Genomic DNA, 18,724 nt, shown 5'->3' on the forward strand with positions numbered 1-18,724 from the left:
GTGCTTCCGCAATTACTGGTATGCGTCTTCACTGACTTCAGTAGCTGCTGATATTGCTGTCTAGCAGGATAGATACCGATTGCAGTAGGTACTGACACCAGTAGAACCACAGTTCAGGACCTACTGGAAGCAGTACGTACACAATGGTGTTTTCTGGAGGATAGGGCCTGAAGACAATGAATTAGCTGGTCAAAGGCTAAAACGACATTCTCAGGCGATTTAATCGCTTTATTTATCGTTTGCTAAGCATCAGGCCTTAGCGTTCTCGGTGTCAGTCACCAGATGACGAAGGAGCAATCGAATGTCGTTCTCACTCTCTTCAGCCCGCCGCTTCGCCGCGAGCGCAGTCGGCGCAGGCGCGGTGGCCGGCGCAATGTTCTTAGGCGCGGCGCCCGCAGCCAACGCTGCCCCGGCAGCGCCGATCCCGGCAGTCGGCCCGGCGTACATCGCGCCGATGCCGCTACGGCCTCACGTACCCGGCTTCGGCCACCACGGTCCTCACATCCCCGGCTTCGGTCACCACGGCTTCTGGGGACACCGGGGCTTCTGGGGTGGACACCACCACGGGTGGGGTCTGGGACACGGCGGTTGGGGTCACCACTGGGGCTGGGGGCACCGCGGTTGGGGACTCGGGCACCACGGCTTCTGGGGCCACCCAGGCTTCTGGGGTGGTCACCACCGTTGGTGGTGACCCCCAGTAACCAGGGGGAATAAGGCTGGCCCCGTTCTTGGACAAACGGGGCCAGCCGCCCCCTCACAAAAAGTTCACGCCGATCTGAGCTCCGTCAGGTCGGCGTGAACTTCGTGGTGGGCGGGCCTACGGGTCGCGAGGAAGACCCAGAAGTCGCTCGGCGATGATGTTGAGCTGGACCTCCGACGTGCCGCCGTAGATAGTGGTCGCGCGGCTGGCCAGCAGGTATTCCGCCCACTTCCCGGACGGCTGGCCGGGATCTCCGATCGCTCCCTCGGCACCGAATGAGGACAACCCGAATTCGGCGTAGCCCTGCCCGGTGCGCATCGACAACAGCTTGGAGATGGCGGCCGACGGCATCGCGTCTCCACCCGCCAGCGTCAACAACGTCGAGCGCAGGTTGAGCAGCTTGGCGGCGTGCCCTTCGGCGATCAACTGACCGGCGCGGTTCTGTGCGATCTGGTCGAAGTGCCCGTCGCGGACGAACTCGACGAACTGATCGAGGCTGGCCAGGAACGGCGCCTCGCTGCTGCCGATCGAAACCCGTTCTGCGGTCAGGGTATTGCGGCTGACCTCCCAGCCGCGGTCGACCTCACCGAGCACCAGTTCGTCGGGCACGAACACGTCGTCGATGAAGACGGTGTTGAACATCGCTCCGCCGGTCAGTTCGCGTAGCGGCTTGACCTCGACGCCCTCACTTTTCATGTCCAGCAGGAAATACGTGATGCCGTTGTGTTTGGGTGCACTGGGGTCCGTCCTGGCCAGCAGCGCGCCCCACTGCGAGAACTGCGCCGCGGTGGTCCAGATCTTCTGACCGGTGATACGCCAGCCGCCGTCGACCTTGGTCGCCTTGGTGCTCAAGCCGGCCAGGTCTGATCCGGCGCCGGGCTCGGAAAACAGCTGGCACCAGATCATTTCGCCGCGGAAGGTGGGCGGCAGAAAGCGCTGCTTCTGTTCGTCGGTGCCGAACGCCACAATCGACGGCACGATCCATGCCGCGATACCGAGCGGTGGCCGCCGGACCCGCCCGGTGTTGAATTCCTGGGCGATGATGATCTGCTCGACGGGGTTCGCGTCACGGCCCCATGGTTTGGGCAGATAGGGCAGCACCCAGCCGCCCTCGGCGATCGCGGTGGTGCGGTCGTCGCGTGAGATGTCCTTCAGCGCGGAGACTTCCGCGCGGATCTCGTCGCGCACCTTCTCGGTGTCGGGGTCCAGGTCGATATCGAGGGTGCGCATTCCGGTGCTGGTGGCGGTGTCGACAACCCGCTGGGGGTACTCGGTCTTACGTCCGAAGCCGGCGGCGATCACCAGTGCCCGGCGGTAGTAGACGTTCGTGTCGTGCTCCCAGGTGAACCCGATGCCACCGTGCACCTGAATGCAGTCCTGGGCGCAACGCTGGGCGGCCGCCGGCGCCAGCGTCGCCGCCACTGCGGCAGCGAACTCGACCTTGGCAGCCTCAGTGTCCCAGTCGTTTTCGCGAGCCTGGTCTACCGCGCGCGCGGCGTCCCATACGGCGGCCGTCGCGCGCTCGGTGTCGGCGATCATCTCCGAGCACTTGTGCTTGACGGCTTGGAACTGCCCGATCGGCCGACCGAACTGCTCGCGGATCTTGGCGTATTCCGACGCGGTGTCGGTGGCCCACCGCGCCACCCCGACGGCTTCGGCCGACAGCAGCGTCGAGATCAGCGCCCGGGCTCCTACCGCGTCGAGGCTGCTCAGCGCGACCTCATCGGAGACCTCGACGGCGTTGGCGCGCACGTGGGCGATGGGTCGCAGCGGGTCGACGCCGGCGACGGGTTCGATCTCGAGTTGGTCGGACTGCAGCACCACCCACTCTTCGCCGCTGTCGATCGCCACCGGCAACACCAGCAGCGACGCTTGCGCCGCGGCCGGCACCGCTCGGGCCTCGCCGCGGATCACCAGGGAAGCGCCCTGCCGGGTGGCGGTCAGTGCCGAGTCCAGTGCGTACGCCGCGATCGCGGACCCGGACGCCAGGTCGGCCAGGATCTTGGCGTCGGGGTCGTGCGCGGCGATCAGCGCGCTCGCGATCGCTGACGGAACGAATGGCCCGGGCACGGCCCCGTAGCCGAACTCGGCCAGCGTGATGGCGAGCTCCAGGATTCCGAACCCTTGTCCGCCAACGGATTCGGCGAGGTGAACTCCCTGGAGGCCCTGGTCGGCCGCGGCCTGCCAGTACGGCGGCGGATTGTCGATCGGCGTCTCGAGTGCGGCGTGCAGGACCTCCGATGGCGCCACCCGAGAGACAAGTGCACGCACCGAGTCGGCCAGGTCTTGGTGTTCAGGATTGATTGCGATCGGCATTGGTCGCCTTCCTCGAATTCAGCGAGCTGTGCCAGCTCGTCCCCCAAGCTAACAACCGGTGGGTTGGTTGACCACATGGGCCAGTGGCTCGCCGTCCCGCAGCCGGCGGCAATTGGCGACGGCCTCGACCAGATAGCGCCGCATGGTGTCGACGGTGTACCAGGTGACATGCGGGGTGAGCACCACGTTGTCGAGCTCCAACAGCGGGTTGTCCGCCGCGACGGGCTCGGCGCCGAAGACGTCCAGCCCGGCCGCGGTCAGCCGCCCGTCGCGCAGTGCCTCCGCAAGAGCCGCCTCGTCGACGATCGGCCCACGCGAGGTGTTGACCAGTACCGCGCCGGCCTTCATCCCCGCTATCGCGGCCCGGTCGATAAGACCATCGGTATCCGCGGTCAACGGCAGGTGCAGCGAGACGATGTCGCTGTCGGCGAGCAACTCGCGCAGCGGCCGCCAGCTCGAAAGCCCGTCGTCGGTCGTGCTGGTGTGCAGCACCGTCGCGCCCATCGCGGCGAGGATTCCCGCGACCTGCTTGGCGACGTTGCCGTAACCGACCAATCCGACGGTGCAGGCGCCGATGTCGCGAACGGTCTCACCGAGCTGCGGATCGGACGGCCAGCCGCGGCCGAGGCGAGTGGCCCGGTCGAGCACCGGCAGCCGGCGCAAAGCCGCCAGCATCAGCAACAGCGTGCCCTCGGCGACCGAGGGTGCGTTGGCGCCGGGCATGTTCGCCACCGCGATGCCCTGCCTGGTGGCGGCCTCGACGTCGACGGTGTTGACCCCGGCGCCGAATTTGTGCACCAGCCGCGTCCGGTTGGCGCGGCTCAGGTCGGACTCCGACAGCGGCCGCAGTACGTGCCAGATCACCTCGGCGTCGGGTAGCTCGCGGTAAAACGTCTCGTCATCGGGGCACCAGACGATATCGAGCCAATCAGTCTCGGTCGCAAGGAAATCCAGAACTTTCGGGCCCGGATCGAAGTGGGCGAGGACTCTCAGCGCCACCGCTTGGCAATCCATTTGGCGATGGTGTCGGCCTGCTCGCTACGTGCACCCGGGGTGGTGAAGTAGTGGTCGGTGTCGATGGATACCTGCGATTTGTCGGCGCTGGCCAGCGCGTCGTGGATCCGCTGCGCGTCGGACGGGAACACGCCGGTGTCCGCCTCGGCGTTGATCACCAGAGCGGGACAGCCGATCCGGGCCAGGTGCGGCTCGGCCCGCGTCTGAGCGGTACGCAGGCTCCACATGGCCAGCCAGCCGCGCAGGGTGCAGGCGGCGGCAATGCCGTGTGCCGAGCGGTTGGCCTTGGCGGGTAAGCCCGCGTAGCAGAAGTTGGGCTGGCGATGAGTCGGCTCGATCGTCGGGTCGACCATCCGCGGGTCGGCCCACGTCCGCATCACACTGAATGGTCGATCCGAAAAGCCAGCGGCGCGAACACGTTTCAACTCGGCTTCGGCCCAGTCGGTGATCGCGTTGTTACGGGCGACCTGCGCAGAGCGGTAGCGTTTGAGAAAGTCCGCGGAAAACGGTGGTCCGTTGCGCTCGTCGAACAGATCCAGGTCCGGGTTCGTGGCGATCGGGTCGTTCTCGTCGACGACGGAGCCGTCCATCCACGCGGTCAACACGTCCGGCCGTCCCGGGTGTGCCGCACTGGCCACGTAACCGTCGGCGGGCAGCAGGTCGGTCAGCCCCGCGGCCGGCCGCATGCCGGGCGTCGCCGTCACGTGCGGGTCGGTGGCCTGTGCCTGGTAGGCGGCCATCAGCGAGCCTCCGCCGGAATTGCCCAGCAGCACAACCCTTTCCACCGCCTGGGTCTCGCGTAGCCAGCGCACTCCGACGCCGATGTCGACCAGCGCGTGGTCGAGCAGAAAGCTGCTCTCGAATCCGCGGAAGCGGGTGTTCCAGCCCAGGAATCCGATGCCCCGAGTGGCCAGGTAGTCGGCGAGATAGTGCTCGGAGAAGTCGATTTGGTAGTGGGTGGCGATCACCGCGACCTTCGGCTTGCGTCCGACGCCACGGTGATAGAGGCCTTGGCACGGGTGCCCGCCCGCACCTGCGCGTCGACCGGTTGGCGACGGTAGACCGATGAATTCCCGGACAACCCCGGGCGTGCCGGCGGTACGACTCACTCAGCGGCCTCCTGGTGGTAGATGGCGCGGTAAAAGATATTCGCCAGCGTGGCGATGCAAGCTTGGTCGTCGGGTTCGCCGGTCGGGCTGGTCAATTGCAGATAGCAGAACTGGTTCAGCATCGCGACGATCGCCACCGCGATCAAGCGCGGATCGTCACCCGCGCAGTAACCGTCGGCTTGAGCGCGCCGCACCATCTCGGTGATGAACGAGGTTGGGATGGCACAGATTTCAGCCCAGTACTGGGCGAAGTCGTCGTTGATCATCGCCAGCTGCGAGACGCTGATCATCTCCGCGAGCCGATGCTTGTAGGTGTGCCAGTGTGCCGCCGCGGCCTGGAAGGCGCGCTCTCGGATCGACAGGCCGTGCTGGGTAACCGGTTTCGCCCGTTCGCTGACTTCGTTGCGAAACCTCAGTGCCCATTCGCCGACCATCGCCTCCTTCGAGTCGTAGTAGTTGTAGAACGACGCCGTCGAACACCCGGCCTCGGCGGTGATGTCGGCGATCGTGGTGGCCAGAAAGCCTTTACGCGCGATCACCGATCGGGCGGCGGCGTTGATGGCGGCGTGTGTCCGACGGCCCCGGGTCGTCGGTAGCGGCGCGCGGTGAGCCGGAGGGTCGGACACAGTAGGCACCGACGGGCCTCCTTCGTCGTGGCTGCGGGATCGTTGCGACCCCCGGGACGGCGGATTCACTGGAATAGACCTGAATCTGATGTTAGGTTCAGATTCAGATCTCCGCCACGGAACCAGCGAAGCTCGATGCCGACGGACGGGAGCCCGGGGATGATCAAGCCGCACAACCCGAACTCCGAATTCGACCTCGGCGGCATCAACCATGTCGCACTGGTGTGTTCGGACATGGCCCGCACGGTGGACTTCTACACCAACGTCCTGGGCATGCCGCTGGTCAAGTCGCTCGACCTGCCCGGCGGGATGGGGCAGCACTTCTTCTTCGACGCCGGCAACGGCGACTGCGTTGCGTTCTTCTGGTTCGCCGACGCGCCCGATCGAGTGCCGGGGTTGTCGTCGCCGGCGGCCATTCCGGGCATCGGTGAGATCACCAGCGCCGTGAGCACCATGAACCACTTGGCGTTTCACGTGCCGGCCGAGAAATTCGACGGCTACCGGCAGCGGCTCAAGGACAAGGGCGTGCGGGTCGGGCCGGTGCTCAACCACGACGAGAGCGAGCGTCAGGTGGCGGCCGCGGTGCATCCCGGGGTCTACGTACGGTCGTTCTACTTCCAGGATCCCGACGGGATCACGCTCGAATTTGCTTGCTGGATCAAGGAATTCACCGAAAGCGACGTACAGGCGGTGCCCAGGACGTCGGCCGATCGCCACATTCCGGCTGCGCATTAGTCAGTCGCGGTACAGATTCGGGTCGGCCAGACCGTCGAGCAGCGACGCGAGGTGATCGACCAGCTGCTCGGGATCGAGCCGCACGTCGCCGGCCAGCCATGCGCCGATCGTCTGCCCCACCCCGCCGACCACGAAATGCGCGGCGGCCTTGATCCGGTCGTTTTCGGGCACTCGCAGCGCGTTCTCGACGTACTGGCCGGAGAGCATTGCGAACAGCGCGCTGGACTCGACTCGCTTGCGCACCAGGACCGCGTTGGCCGGTTGCGCGCTGAACAACAGTCGCCCCACCCGCGGATCGCCACTGATGGTGTGGACGATGTTGGCCATACCGGCGCGGGTGTGTTCCTCGGGCGGCGCTGAGGCGACTGCCGCCTGAGTGGTGGCAGCCATCTCGGCGATCACCCAGTCGAATACCGAGGCGACGAATTCGTCTTTGTCGGTGAAGCTTTCGTAGAAATAGCGGGCAGCCAGGCCGGCCTGCCGGCAGACGGCCCGCACCGTCAACTCCGGGGCTTGGTCGCCGCCCAGTAGATCGAGCCCGGCCTGCAGCAATCCGGCCCGTCGGCTCGCCAGCCGCTCGGCGGCGTCGACGCCACGGTAGGGCCGCGGTCGTGTCGTCGGGGCGGAGGCCATGGTCTCCATCTTGACACCGGTCTAACCGCCCTGCAAAATCAGGAAACAAGCGTTCTCAGAATTAGCGGCAGGCGGGGCTATGACGGTCAGTGAACCCACGAGGCATGTCGAGCGTCCGGTCAGCGAGCCGCCGATCAGCGGCCGTCGACGGAAGCGCACACCACAACTCGACGACACCCTGATGGGGATGGCGTTGCTACTCGGTCCGGCCAACGTGATCATGCAGTTGGCCCGCCCGGGGGTGGGCTACGGCGTGATGGAGAGCCGGGTGGAGAGCGGACGCATCGACCTGCATCCGATCAAGCGGGCTCGCACCACGTTCACCTACCTCGCGGTCGCAATGGCCGGCAGCGACATCCAGAAGGCCGCGTTCCGCCGCGCCGTGAATCGCGCCCATGCCCAGGTGTATTCGACTCCCGACAGCCCGGTGCAGTACAACGCATTCGACCACGATCTGCAGTTGTGGGTGGCGGCCTGTCTCTACAAGGGCGGAGTGGACTTCTACCGGCTGTTCATCGGCGAGATGGACCACGACGAAGCCGACCGCCACTACCAGGAAGCGGTGGTGCTCGGATCCACGCTGCAGGTGCCGCCGGAGATGTGGCCCGCGGACCGACCGGCGTTCGACCGCTACTGGGCCGCCCAACTCGACAAGGTCCACATCGACGACGCCGTCCGCGGCTTTCTGTATCCCATTGCGGTGGGGCGCATACAGAAGCTGCGACTGCCCGATGCCCTTCGCAGGCAACCCGAGAAGCTCGGTCTGCTACTGACCGCGGGGTTTCTGCCGCAGCGGTTCCGCGACGAGATGCAGTTCGCCTGGGATGCCGCCTCCCAGCGCCGTTTCGACCGGGTGATCGCCGGCCTTCGCACGCTGAACAACGCGATGCCGCGGTTCGTCCGGCGGTTTCCGTTCAACGTCCTACTGTGGGACCTGGATCGGCGGATCAAGGCCGGCCGCCCGTTGGTGTAGCGGCGAATACCCCCTACCGGGACGGGGTCTTGTATCTACGACGCAATGTCGTATTCAATTCCGTCGTGGCTGAATTGGTCGACGTCGGCGCGCTGCTGGGCGCGCGTAGGGTCGGTTGCCGTGCGTACTGACGACGACAATTGGGACATCACGACGAGCGTCGGTTCGACCGCCTTGTTCGTGGCCACCGCCCGAGCGCTGGAAGCGCAGAAGCCGAATCCGTTGGCCGTCGATCCCTATGCCGAGGTCTTCTGTCGCGCGGTGGGCGGTTCCGCTGCCGACGTGCTGGACGGCAAGGATCCCGAACACCAGCTCAGGACGGCCGATTTCGGCGAGAACTTCGTCAACTTCCAGGGCGCTCGCACCAAGTTCTTCGACGAGTACTTCCGCCGGGCCGCCGAGGCCGGTGCCCGGCAAGTGGTGATCTTGGCCGCGGGCCTGGACTCGCGCGCCTACCGGCTGTCCTGGCCGGATGGCACGACGATCTTCGAGCTGGATCGTCCGCAGGTGCTCGATTTCAAGCGCGAGGTGCTCGACGATCAAGGCGCCTCACCCAACGCCGAGCGGCGCGAGATCGCCATCGACCTCCGTGAGGACTGGCCACAGGCATTGCGCGACAGCGGTTTCGACGCGTCCCAGCCGTCCGCGTGGATCGCCGAGGGCTTGCTGATCTATCTGCCCGCCGCCGCCCAGCAGCAATTGTTCACCGGCATCGACGCGCTGGCCAGCGCAGGCAGTCATGTCGCCGTCGAGGACGGCGCGCCCATGCCGGCCGAGGCGTTCGAAGCCGCGGTGGAGGCCGAGCGTGCGGCCCAGGCCGCGGGGGACGACCGGCTGTTCTTCCAGTTGGTCTACAACGAGCGGCACGCGCCGGCGGAGCAGTGGTTCGAGGACAACGGATGGGACGCCGTCGCGACGCCGCTGGCCGAATATCTGGGCGAGGTGGGTCGGCCGGTGCCGGGGCCGGACACCGAGGCCGGGCCGATGATTGCCCGCAACACTTTGGTCAGGGCGGTGAAACGGTGAACACCCGATGGCGTACAGTTCCCTGCTAATGACAGTCATTTTCAATAAGCGACCGGCGTGCGGGGAATGTAGACAATTGTCTCCACGCTGGCGAAAAGTTCGCAGCGGAGGCGATTTTGACGACTGACCTGGGTTTTCGTCGTCGCCGAGCGTCGACGAACGAGACCACGTATCCACCCGTTACGTGCGTCTCGACACATAGCATGTGTGATGCTAACTTCGCCCGAAGTTAGCTTAGGCAATACTACGTCCGAAGGGGAGACTGAGGCGTGGAAACCGCTGAAACCGGCGCCGTCGCAACCCGGCCTACTACGGCCCGGGTTGACGATGATGTAGCGAGCCGCTTCGCGACCTGTAGCCGGGCGCTCGGGCTGACCGTGTACGACCGGACCCGGCCGGCGGACTTGGCCGCAGCCCGTTCCGGATTCAGCGGTCTGGTTCGCATCGCTCACGATCAGGCCGACGCCTGGGTCGGGCTGGCTGCCGCCGGTGACACGTCTCTTCCTGTGCTGGAAGCGATTTCGCACAATGCTGCGACGGCGGGTGTCTTGCGGCGCCGGGTCGAACTGCCCGAGGGGGCGCTCGGATTCCGTTACGACACCGGGCTGTACCTCAAGTTCCGAGCCACTGAGCCTGACGACTTCCATCTGGCCTACGCGTCGGCTCTCGCCGGCGCGGGTCGGTTTGCCGAAGCCCACGATCTGGTCTCCGCGGTCAGCCGGCGCAAGCCGAGTTCGAACGAGGCGCGCTGGGTAGCCACGACCATCCACTACCGCGCTGAGCGGTGGGCGGACGTGGTCAAACTGCTGTCCCCGATCGTCAACGACGCCAAGCTCGACGAGCACTTCGCCCACGCCGCGAAGATCGCCCTCGGAATCGCGCTGGCCCGCCTCGGCATGTTTGCCGCGGCGCTGGCTTACCTCGAGGAGCCGGAAGGCCCGGTCGCCGTCGCAGCGGTCGACGGTGCACTCGCCCGGGCGCTGTCGCTGCGTGCCGACGGTGACGAGGACACCGCCCGCGAGGTGCTGCAGGACCTCTACGCCGCCAACCCGGAAAACGCTCAGGTCGAAGAGGCTCTGACGGACACCAGCTTCGGAATCGTTCCCACCACGTCGGACCGCATCAGCGCCCGCCTCGATCCCTGGGATGTCGGCACCGAGCCCAAGCCCGGGGACTTCGTCGACCCCGGTGCGCAGGAGCGCAAAGCCGTGCTGTTGTCCGAGGCCGAGCGTGAACTAGACGAGTTCATCGGACTGGAGAAGGTCAAGGATCAGGTCGCGCGGCTCAAGAGCGCGGTGGCCATGGAGCTGGTTCGCAAGGAGCGCGGACTCGAAGTCGCGCAGCGCACTCACCACCTGGTGTTCACCGGCCCGCCCGGGACCGGCAAGACCACGATCGCCCGTGTGGTCGCGAAGATCTATTGCGGCCTGGGGCTTTTGAAGAAAGAGAACATCAAAGAGGTGCACCGGGCCGACCTGATCGGTCAACACATCGGAGAGACCGAAGCCAAGACCAACGCGATCATCGACAGCGCTCTGGACGGTGTGCTGTTCCTGGACGAGGCGTACGCACTGGTCGCCACCGGCGCCAAGAACGACTTCGGGTTGGTGGCCATCGACACCTTGCTGGCCAGGATGGAAAACGACCGTGACCGCCTGGTGGTCATCATCGCGGGGTACCGGGCAGACCTGGACCGGTTCCTGGACACCAACCAGGGTCTGCGCTCGCGGTTCACCCGCACCATCGACTTCCCGTCTTATCAGCCGGCCGAGCTCATCGAGATCGCCAACTTCATGGCGACTCGACGCGACAGCGCGTTCGAGCAGGCCGCGCTCGACGATCTCGAGGCGTTGTTCGCTCACCTGGCCAGCACCACCAAGGCCGATTCGGTCGGTGTCGAACGACGGGGCCTCGACATCGCCGGTAACGGCCGATTCGTTCGTAACGTCGTCGAAAAGTCAGAAGAAGAACGGGAATTCCGGTTGGACCACTCCGAACACGCGAAGACCGGTGAATTCACCGATGAGGAGCTCGTGACGATCACCGCCGCTGACGTGGCCAACACCGTGCCGCCCCTGCTGGAAGGCCTTCGGCTGGAGACGCCCGCATGACCGCGCCGGCGATGACGTACACCGAAGCGATCAAGAGGAGCCGAGTCAATGGCTGAGCGTGAAGCGCCCGACGACCGGCGCTCGTTCGCCTCGCGTACCCCGCAGAACGACAATCCGGAGAAAGTCGTCTACCGCCGTGGCTTCGTCACCCGCCACCAGGTGACCGGCTGGCGATTTGTCATGCGCCGCATCGCTTCTGGCGTCGCTTTGCACGACACCCGGATGCTCGTCGATCCGCTGCGCACTCAGACGCGCGCGGTTCTGATGGGCGTCGTCGTGTTGGTCACCGCGCTGGTCGGTTGCTTCGTCTTCTCGCTGATACGGCCGAACGGGTCGGCGGCGAACAACCCGATTCTGGCCGACCGGTCGACGGCCGCGCTGTACGTGCGGGTGGGCGATCAGTTGCATCCGGTGCTCAACCTGGCGTCGGCCCGGCTGATCGCCGGAAAACCGGCCAACCCGACGCAGGTGAAAAGCACTGAGCTGGACAAGTTTCCGCTCGGCAACCTGATCGGCATCCCCGGCGCGCCGCAGCGGATGGTGCAGAACACCCGCAAAGACGCCGACTGGACGGTCTGCGATGCGGCCAGCGGTGCCGCCGCCGGCGTGACGGTCATCGCCGGTGCCCCGGACAGCAGCGGCGCGCGCGCCGCGACTCTCGGCGACGGCAAAGCCGTACTGGTCAGCAACCCCAGCGGCACCTGGGTGCTGTGGGACGGCCGGCGCAGCCGGATCGATCTCGGCGACCACGCCGTGACCGGCGCGCTGGGACTGGGGAACGGGGTTCACACTCCACGCCAGATCGCAGCCGGCCTGTTCAACGCGATCCCGGAGTCACCTCCGCTGGCCCCTCCGGTCATCCCCGATGCCGGCACCCCGGCGAAGTTCCCGGTGCCCGCCCCGATCGGCGGTGTCGTGGAATCGCATGGGCTGGAGAGCAATTCGGTCGACTACTACGCGGTGCTGCCGGATGGCCTGCAGCAGATCTCGCCGGTGCTCGCCGCGATCCTGCGTAACGCCAACTCCTACGGCCTCGATCAGCCGCCACGACTGGGTGCCGACAAGGTGGCCAAACTGCCGGTTTCCCGGCAACTGGACACCACCCATTACCCCGGGCAGCGGATCAGCCTGCTCGATGTGACGCATGACCCGGTCACCTGCGCGCACTGGAGTAAAGAGTCCGGTGCCAGTACGAATTCGCTGAATCTCCTTGCCGGGTCGGCGCTTCCGATTCCCGACACCATCCACCCGCAGGAATTGGTCGGCGCCGGCGCCGGCGGCACAGCCAGCCGTGTCGCGATGGCTCCGGGGACGGGGTACTTCGCGCAGACGGTCGGTCAGAACGCCTCCTCGCCTGCTGCCGGTTCGCTGTTCTGGGTCTCCGACACCGGTGTTCGCTATGGCATCGACAACGAAGCCGCCCAGGGTGGCGTCACCGGACACGCGAAAACCGCGGAGGCCCTTGGGCTGACGCCGCCACCAACTCCGATCCCGTGGTCGGTCCTGTCGTTGTATGCCCCCGGGCCGACATTGTCGAGAGCCGACGCTCTGCTGGCGCACGACGGGCTGGCACCTGACTCCCGACCTGGTCGCACTTCTGCCGAAGGGCAAAACCGATGAGCCGCTTGATCTTCGAGGCCCGCCGCCGGCTGCCCTCGCCGGTGACCCGCAAGGGCAGCATCAACATCGAGGCACCGCCGGAACTGCCGCGGGTGATCCCGCCGTCGTTGCTGCGCCGCGCGCTGCCCGTGGTGATCGTGCTGCTGATCGTCGGGATGATCGTCGCGATGGTGGCCACCGGCATGCGGCTCATCTCGCCGCAGACCTTGTTCTTCCCGTTCGTGCTGCTGCTGGCCGCGACGGCGTTCTTCCGTGGGGGAGACAACAAATCGCGCACCGAGGAGGTCGACGCCGAGCGCGCCGACTACCTGCGCTACCTGTCGGTGATTCGGGACAACATCCGGGCGCAGGCGGCTGCTCAGCGCGCCGCGGCCGAATGGTCGCATCCCGAACCCGCGGAACTGGCCGCGATCCCCGGATCGCGACGGCAGTGGGAGCGCGACCCCCGGGACGGTGATTTCCTGGTGGTGCGGGCCGGTGTGCATTCGGCGGCCTTGGACACCGCGCTGCGGGTCAACGACACCGCCGACGAGGTCGACCTCGAACCGGTGTCGCACAGCGCATTACGCAGCCTGCTGGACACTCAACGCACGGTGCGCGATGTCCCGACCGGTATCGACCTGACCAAGCTCTCGCGGATCACCGTGCTCGGTGACGAGGACGACGTCCGTGGCGCACTACGGGCCTGGGTGGCTCAGGCGGTCACGTGGCACGACCCGACCGTGCTCGGTGTGGCGGTCGCGACTTCGGACCTGGAGTCAGCGGACTGGTCATGGCTGAAATGGCTTCCGCACGTGGACATTCCGGCCGAGGCCGACGGCGTCGGTCCGGCCCGCTACCTGTCCAGCAAGCCGGACGAGCTGGCAGCGCTACTCGGACCGGTGTTGTCCGACCGCCCCGCGTTCACCGCCGGCTCGGGTGATGCGCTGCGGCACCTGCTGATCATCGTCGACGACCCGGACTACGACCTGAACGCCTCTGCGCTGGCGGCCGCCCGGGCCGGGGTCACCGTGGTCTACCGATCGACCACCGCACCGCACCGGGAGCAGTACTCCGACCCCGAGCGTCCCATCCTGCGGTTTGCCAACGGCGCGATCGAGCGCTGGCAGACCGGTGGCTGGCAGAGCTACATCGACCACGCCGATTTCCTCGGTGTCGACGACGCGGTGCATGTCGCGCGCCGACTGTCCCGCTGGGACTCCAATCCCACCCACAGCGGTCTGCAGTCGACGGCCACCCGCGGTGCCACCTTCACGACGCTGCTGGGAATTCCGGACGCGTCGCGCCTGGACGTCCCGACGTTGTGGGCGCCGAGGCACCGCGACGACGAACTGCGGGTGCCGATCGGTGTCACGGCCACCGGTGAGCCGCTCATGTTCGACCTCAAGGACGAGGCCGAGGGCGGGATGGGGCCGCACGGCCTGATGATCGGTATGACCGGCGCCGGCAAGTCGCAGACGTTGATGTCGATCCTGTTGTCGCTGTTGACGACCCATTCAGCCGATCGGCTGATCGTGATCTACGCCGACTTCAAGGGTGAGGCGGGCGCCGATATCTTCCGCCACTTCCCGCAGGTCGTCGCGGTGATCTCCAACATGGCCGAGAAGAAGTCGCTGGCCGACCGGTTCGCCGACACGTTGCGCGGTGAGGTGGCGCGACGGGAAACGCTGCTCCGCGAGGCCGGGCGCGCGGTCCAGGGCAGCGCGTTCAACTCGGTGACCGAATACGAGAACGCCATCGCGGCCGGTCATGACCTGGCGCCGATCCCGACGCTGTTCGTCGTGGCCGACGAGTTCACCTTGATGCTGGCCGACCACCCCGAATACGCGGAGCTCTTCGATTACGTTGCCCGCAAAGGACGTTCGTTCCGGATCCACATCCTGTTCGCGTCGCAGACCTTGGACGTCGGCAAGATCAAGGACATCGACAAGAACACTTCGTACCGAATCGGTCTGAAGGTGGCCAGCCCCGCGGTGTCACGCTCGATCATCGGTGTGGAGGACGCCTACCACATCGAAGCGGGCAAGGAGCACAAGGGAGTTGGCTTCCTGGTGCCCGCGCCCGGTGCTGCGCCGATCAAGTTCCGCAGTACCTACGTCGACGGCATCTACGACCCACCGCAGACACCGAAAACGCTTGTGGTGCACTCGGCTCCGGAGCCGAAGCTGTTCACGGCCGGCCGGGTGGAACCCGACCAGACCACTGTGATCGCCAAGAACGGCCACGACGAGCCGATCGCGCCGTCGCGCAAACTGATCGCCACCATCGGCGATCAGCTGGCGCGGTTCGGCCCGCGGGCGCCCGAGCTGTGGCTGCCGCCACTCGACGAGGTCATCCCGCTGAGTGCTGCGCTGGCGCGCGCCTCGGTGCCTCGCGGCGAATGGCGTTGGCCGCTGGGCGAGATCGACCGGCCGTTCCAGATGCGCCGCGACTCGTTGGTGTTCGACGCGCGGTCCTCGGCCGGCAACCTGTTGATCCACGGTGGCGCGAAGTCCGGTAAATCGACTGCGCTGCAGACGTTCATCCTGTCGGCCGCCAGCCTGCACTCGCCCCGCGAGGTCAGCTTCTACTGCCTCGACTACGGCGGCGGCCAGCTGAGGACGCTCGAAGACCTGGCGCACGTCGGCAGCGTGGCGTCGTCGCTGGAGCCGGAACGGATCCGTCGCACCTTCGGGGAGCTGGAGCAGCTGCTGCGGTCGCGACAGGAGCGGGAAGTCTTCCGCGACAAGCAAGGTCCGGACGACGGGCTGGGCCAGGTCTTCCTGGTCATCGACAACCTGTACGCGTTCAGCCGGGACAACACCGATCAGTTCAACACCCGAAACCCGTTGCTGAGCAAGGTGACCGAGCTGGTGAACGTCGGCTTGGCCTACGGCATCCACGTGGTCGCCACCACCCCGAGCTGGCTCGAGGTGCCACTGGCGATGCGGGACGGCCTGGGAATGCGACTGGAGCTCAAGCTGCACGACGCGCGGGACAGCAATGTCCGGGTGGTCGGTGCGCTCCACCGTCCGGCCGAGGGTGTGCCGGCCGACCAGCCGGGTCGTGGTCTGACCATGGCCGCCGAGCACTTCCTGATCGCCGCGCCGGAGCTCGACCAGGTCGCTGCGATCAACGCCCGGCACGAGGGCATCGCCGCGCCACCGGTCCGGCTGCTGCCCCGGAACCTGGGCCCGGATGCGCTCGAGCCGGTGTACGGGGGTGCCGATCGGATCGTGATCGGGCAGCGCGAAGAAGACCTGGCCGCGGTCCAACTCGACTTCGCCCAGGATCCGCTGTTGTTGGTGCTGGGTGACACCCGGAGCGGCAAGACGACGTTGCTGCGCCACATCATCCGCACGATCCGCGACAACTCGACGCCGGACCGCGTCGCCTTCACGGTGATCGACCGCCGACTGCATCTCGTCGACGAGCCGCTGTTCCCGGACAACGAGTACACCGCCAACATCGATCGGGTGACACCGGCGATGCTCGGTCTGGCCGGACTCATCGAGAAGCGGCGACCGCCGGCCGGTCTGGACGCGTCGCAGCTGACCGGGTGGTCATTCGAGGGGCACACGCACTACCTGATCATCGACGACGTCGACCAGATACCGGACTCGCCGGCGTTGACCGGACCCTATGTGGGACAGCGTCCTTGGACACCGCTGATCGGGTTGCTGGCACAGGCGGGAGATCTCGGGCTGCGGGTCATCGTCACCGCCCGGGCCAGCGGCGCCGCACACGCGCTGATGACCAGCCCGCTGCTGCGCCGGTTCAGCGACCTGCAAGCCACCACGTTGCTGCTGTCCGGCAACCCGGTGGACGGCGGCAAAGTCCGCGGTCAGCGCTTCGATCGGCTGCCGCCCGGGCGGGCAATTCTGCTGGCCGACAGCGACACCCCGACATACGTCCAGTTGGTCAATCCGCTCGTCGACGAAAGCGTCGCCGTCGACGGCGGCAGGTGAGTTTCAACAAAAGGAGTTGGTGTCATGACACTGCGAGTTGTTCCAGAAGGTCTGGCGTCGGCAAGCGCCGCCGTCGAAGCGATCACCGCCCGGCTGGCGGCCGCGCACGCGGGTGCCGCCCCGGCCATCACGGCCGTGGTTCCGTCCGCCGCTGACCCGGTCTCGTTGCAGACCGCCGCCGGCTTCAGCGCCCAGGGCGCCGAGCACGAGGCGGTGGCCGCCCAAGGTGTCGAGGAGCTCGGGCGTGCCGGCCTGGGCGTCGGTGAATCCGGCGTGAGCTATGCGGCCGGTGACGCCGCAGCCGCCGCGACATATGTGGGCGGCGGCAGCTGACGATGACAGCGCCGGTGTGGATGGCTTCGCCGCCTGAGGTGCATTCCGTGCTCCTCAGCAGCGGCCCTGGACCCGGGTCGCTACTCGCGGCCGCGGGTGCTTGGGCTGCGCTGAGCACTGAATACGCTTCGGCGGCAAGCGATCTCACATCGCTGCTGGCCTCTGTCCAGGCTGGCGCGTGGCAGGGCCCGAGCGCCGAGGAATACGTGAGCGCGCATCTGCCCTTCTTGGCGTGGCTCACCGAAGCCAGCGCGAACAGTGCCGGCGCGGCGGCGCAGCACGAGGTCGCGGCGGCCGCTTACACGACCGCTCTGGCCGCGATGCCGACCATTCCGGAGTTGGCGACCAATCACGTCATTCACGGCGTGCTGATCGCGACGAACTTCTTCGGCCTCAACACAATTCCGATCGCGGTCAACGAAGCCGATTACGTCCGGATGTGGATACAGGCGGCCACCACGATGGCGACCTATCAAGCGATCTCGGGTGCGTCGCTGGCGTCGGCTCCGCGCACCGAGGTGGCACCGCCGGTGCTCAAGACCAACGACGCCTCGCCAGCCGCCGTCGTGCCGCCGACGGGTGACTTCTTCCTCGATATCTACAACCAGTTGGTTCAGCTCATCGAGGATCCGAGTGGGACGCTCAGCGCGATTTTCTCAAACCCGGCCACCTACTTCCCGTTACTGTTTTTTGTCGCCTACCAGGTCTTCAGCAACGTCGGTGCGGCAATCACGTATCCGTTGTTGATCGCCGGCTCCATCATGGCGGTCGTCATCCCGTTCGTACTGCAGATGCTGACGGCGAACCCCGAGGTGCTCCCGTTGCTGACGGCTCCCGCAGGTGGTCAGACCGCACCCCAGCCGGCTCAACAGGTATCTCCGGTCGTGGTTACGGCCCCAGCAGCGGCCGGCACGGCGGCGACTCCCGCTCCCTCCTCGGCGGCCGGCGCCGCGGGGGGTGCGGCCCCGGCCGCCGCTCCGGCCGCCGGCTTCCCGTACATGGTGGGCGGTATGGACCCGGGCGGGGACCCAGGCCCGACCCTCATCGACCGCGACGAGAACAAGGCGCCGGGTAGCGCCATCCCTGCGGCCGCAGCGGCATTCGCCGTGAGTCGGGACAAAACCCGCTCGCGTCGGCGACGCAGAGCCGAAATGCACGATCACGCAGACGAATTCGCTGACATGAATGTCGACGTCAACCCGGACTGGGGTGCCCGCGACGATCGTGACCTGGTCTCGGCGGCGGTGGCATCGGGCAACGGTTCGGGTGCGCTGGGTTTTTCCGGCACAGTCGAGAAAGACAGCTCTGCTGAAGCGTCGGGCTTGGCGACGTTGAGCAGCAACGGATTTGGAAGTGGCCCGCGCATGCCGATGGTGCCGGGCACATGGGATCCGGAGACATCGGAAGGGGAGGGGGAGCACGGCTGAGCATGTGTACGTATGGCAACGGTAATCGAATGAGGAAGGGATTTCAGGGATGAGTTTGTTGGATGCTCACATTCCGCAGTTGGTGGCGTCGCAGTCGGCGTTTGGTGCCAAGGCGGGTTTGATGCGGTCGACGATTGGTCAGGCCGAGCAGGAG

14 protein-coding genes and 1 pseudogene are annotated in these 18,724 nt (G+C 66.6%); 10 read left to right on the top strand and 5 right to left on the bottom strand.

The annotated features are described in order from the left end of the window. The first annotated feature begins 301 nt into the window (after window positions 1-301). A complete protein-coding gene (locus CYU59_RS25720; protein ID WP_293004112.1) occupies window positions 302-691 on the top strand; it encodes a hypothetical protein in 390 nt (129 codons plus the stop codon). A 126-nt stretch (window positions 692-817) separates the two neighbouring features. On the opposite strand, the gene CYU59_RS25725 is transcribed toward CYU59_RS25720, so the two are convergent. The 4 genes from CYU59_RS25725 to CYU59_RS25740 are packed head-to-tail and all read right to left on the bottom strand — an operon-like array spanning window position 818 to window position 5,774. Beyond that, entirely contained in the window at window positions 818-3,016 is a 2,199-nt protein-coding gene (locus CYU59_RS25725) for an acyl-CoA dehydrogenase (protein WP_293004113.1), read from the bottom strand. Window positions 3,017-3,064: 48 nt separating this feature from the next. Next, entirely contained in the window at window positions 3,065-4,030 is a 966-nt protein-coding gene (locus CYU59_RS25730) for a 2-hydroxyacid dehydrogenase (protein ID WP_293004114.1), read from the bottom strand. Beyond that, complete coding sequence (locus CYU59_RS25735) at window positions 4,006-5,139, bottom strand: alpha/beta hydrolase (protein WP_293004115.1); 1,134 nt, start codon at window positions 5,137-5,139, stop codon at window positions 4,006-4,008. Before CYU59_RS25735 ends, CYU59_RS25730 begins: the two co-directional genes overlap by 25 nt. Continuing rightward, a complete protein-coding gene (locus tag CYU59_RS25740; protein WP_293004116.1) occupies window positions 5,136-5,774 on the bottom strand; it encodes a TetR/AcrR family transcriptional regulator in 639 nt (212 codons plus the stop codon). Before CYU59_RS25740 ends, CYU59_RS25735 begins: the two co-directional genes overlap by 4 nt. 150 nt (window positions 5,775-5,924) lie before the next feature. On the opposite strand from CYU59_RS25740, the gene CYU59_RS25745 reads away from it, so the two are divergent. Continuing rightward, window positions 5,925-6,500, top strand: a complete 576-nt coding sequence (locus tag CYU59_RS25745; protein WP_293004131.1) for a VOC family protein — start codon at window positions 5,925-5,927, stop codon at window positions 6,498-6,500. On the opposite strand, the gene CYU59_RS25750 is transcribed toward CYU59_RS25745, so the two are convergent. Continuing rightward, window positions 6,501-7,133, bottom strand: a complete 633-nt coding sequence (locus CYU59_RS25750; protein ID WP_293004117.1) for a TetR/AcrR family transcriptional regulator — start codon at window positions 7,131-7,133, stop codon at window positions 6,501-6,503. A gap of 79 nt (window positions 7,134-7,212) precedes the next feature. On the opposite strand from CYU59_RS25750, the gene CYU59_RS25755 reads away from it, so the two are divergent. From CYU59_RS25755 to esxG, 8 genes and pseudogenes are all read left to right on the top strand, one after another. Next, complete coding sequence (locus CYU59_RS25755; protein WP_293004118.1) at window positions 7,213-8,106, top strand: oxygenase MpaB family protein; 894 nt, start codon at window positions 7,213-7,215, stop codon at window positions 8,104-8,106. 120 nt (window positions 8,107-8,226) lie between these two features. Further along, window positions 8,227-9,132 carry a class I SAM-dependent methyltransferase gene (locus CYU59_RS25760; RefSeq protein WP_293004119.1) on the top strand — a complete coding sequence of 302 codons (906 nt, stop codon included), beginning with the start codon at window positions 8,227-8,229 and terminating at the stop codon, window positions 9,130-9,132. A 269-nt stretch (window positions 9,133-9,401) separates the two neighbouring features. Next, entirely contained in the window at window positions 9,402-11,243 is a 1,842-nt protein-coding gene (eccA, locus tag CYU59_RS25765) for a type VII secretion AAA-ATPase EccA (RefSeq protein WP_293004120.1), read from the top strand. Between the two features lie 48 nt (window positions 11,244-11,291). Beyond that, window positions 11,292-12,863: a type VII secretion protein EccB gene (gene eccB, locus CYU59_RS25770; RefSeq protein ID WP_293004121.1), complete on the top strand. Its 1,572-nt coding sequence runs from the start codon at window positions 11,292-11,294 to the stop codon at window positions 12,861-12,863. Further along, the gene (eccCa, locus tag CYU59_RS25775; RefSeq protein WP_293004122.1) at window positions 12,860-16,810 is read left to right on the top strand and encodes a type VII secretion protein EccCa; all 3,951 of its coding nucleotides are present in this window, start codon (window positions 12,860-12,862) and stop codon (window positions 16,808-16,810) included. Before eccB ends, eccCa begins: the two co-directional genes overlap by 4 nt. Before the next feature lie 24 nt (window positions 16,811-16,834). Further along, window positions 16,835-17,143, top strand: coding sequence for a PE family protein (locus tag CYU59_RS25780; RefSeq protein ID WP_293004123.1), 309 nt, complete (start codon window positions 16,835-16,837; stop codon window positions 17,141-17,143). Window positions 17,144-17,145: 2 nt separating this feature from the next. Further along, entirely contained in the window at window positions 17,146-18,570 is a 1,425-nt protein-coding gene (locus CYU59_RS25785) for a PPE family protein (RefSeq protein WP_293004124.1), read from the top strand. Window positions 18,571-18,619: 49 nt separating this feature from the next. Beyond that, window positions 18,620-18,724, top strand: a pseudogene (gene esxG / locus CYU59_RS25790) (type VII secretion system protein EsxG); the annotation flags it as partial.

It is taken from the genome of Mycobacterium sp., assembly GCF_002863225.1.
In the GTDB taxonomy this organism is placed as follows: Bacteria; Actinomycetota; Actinomycetes; order Mycobacteriales; family Mycobacteriaceae; genus Mycobacterium.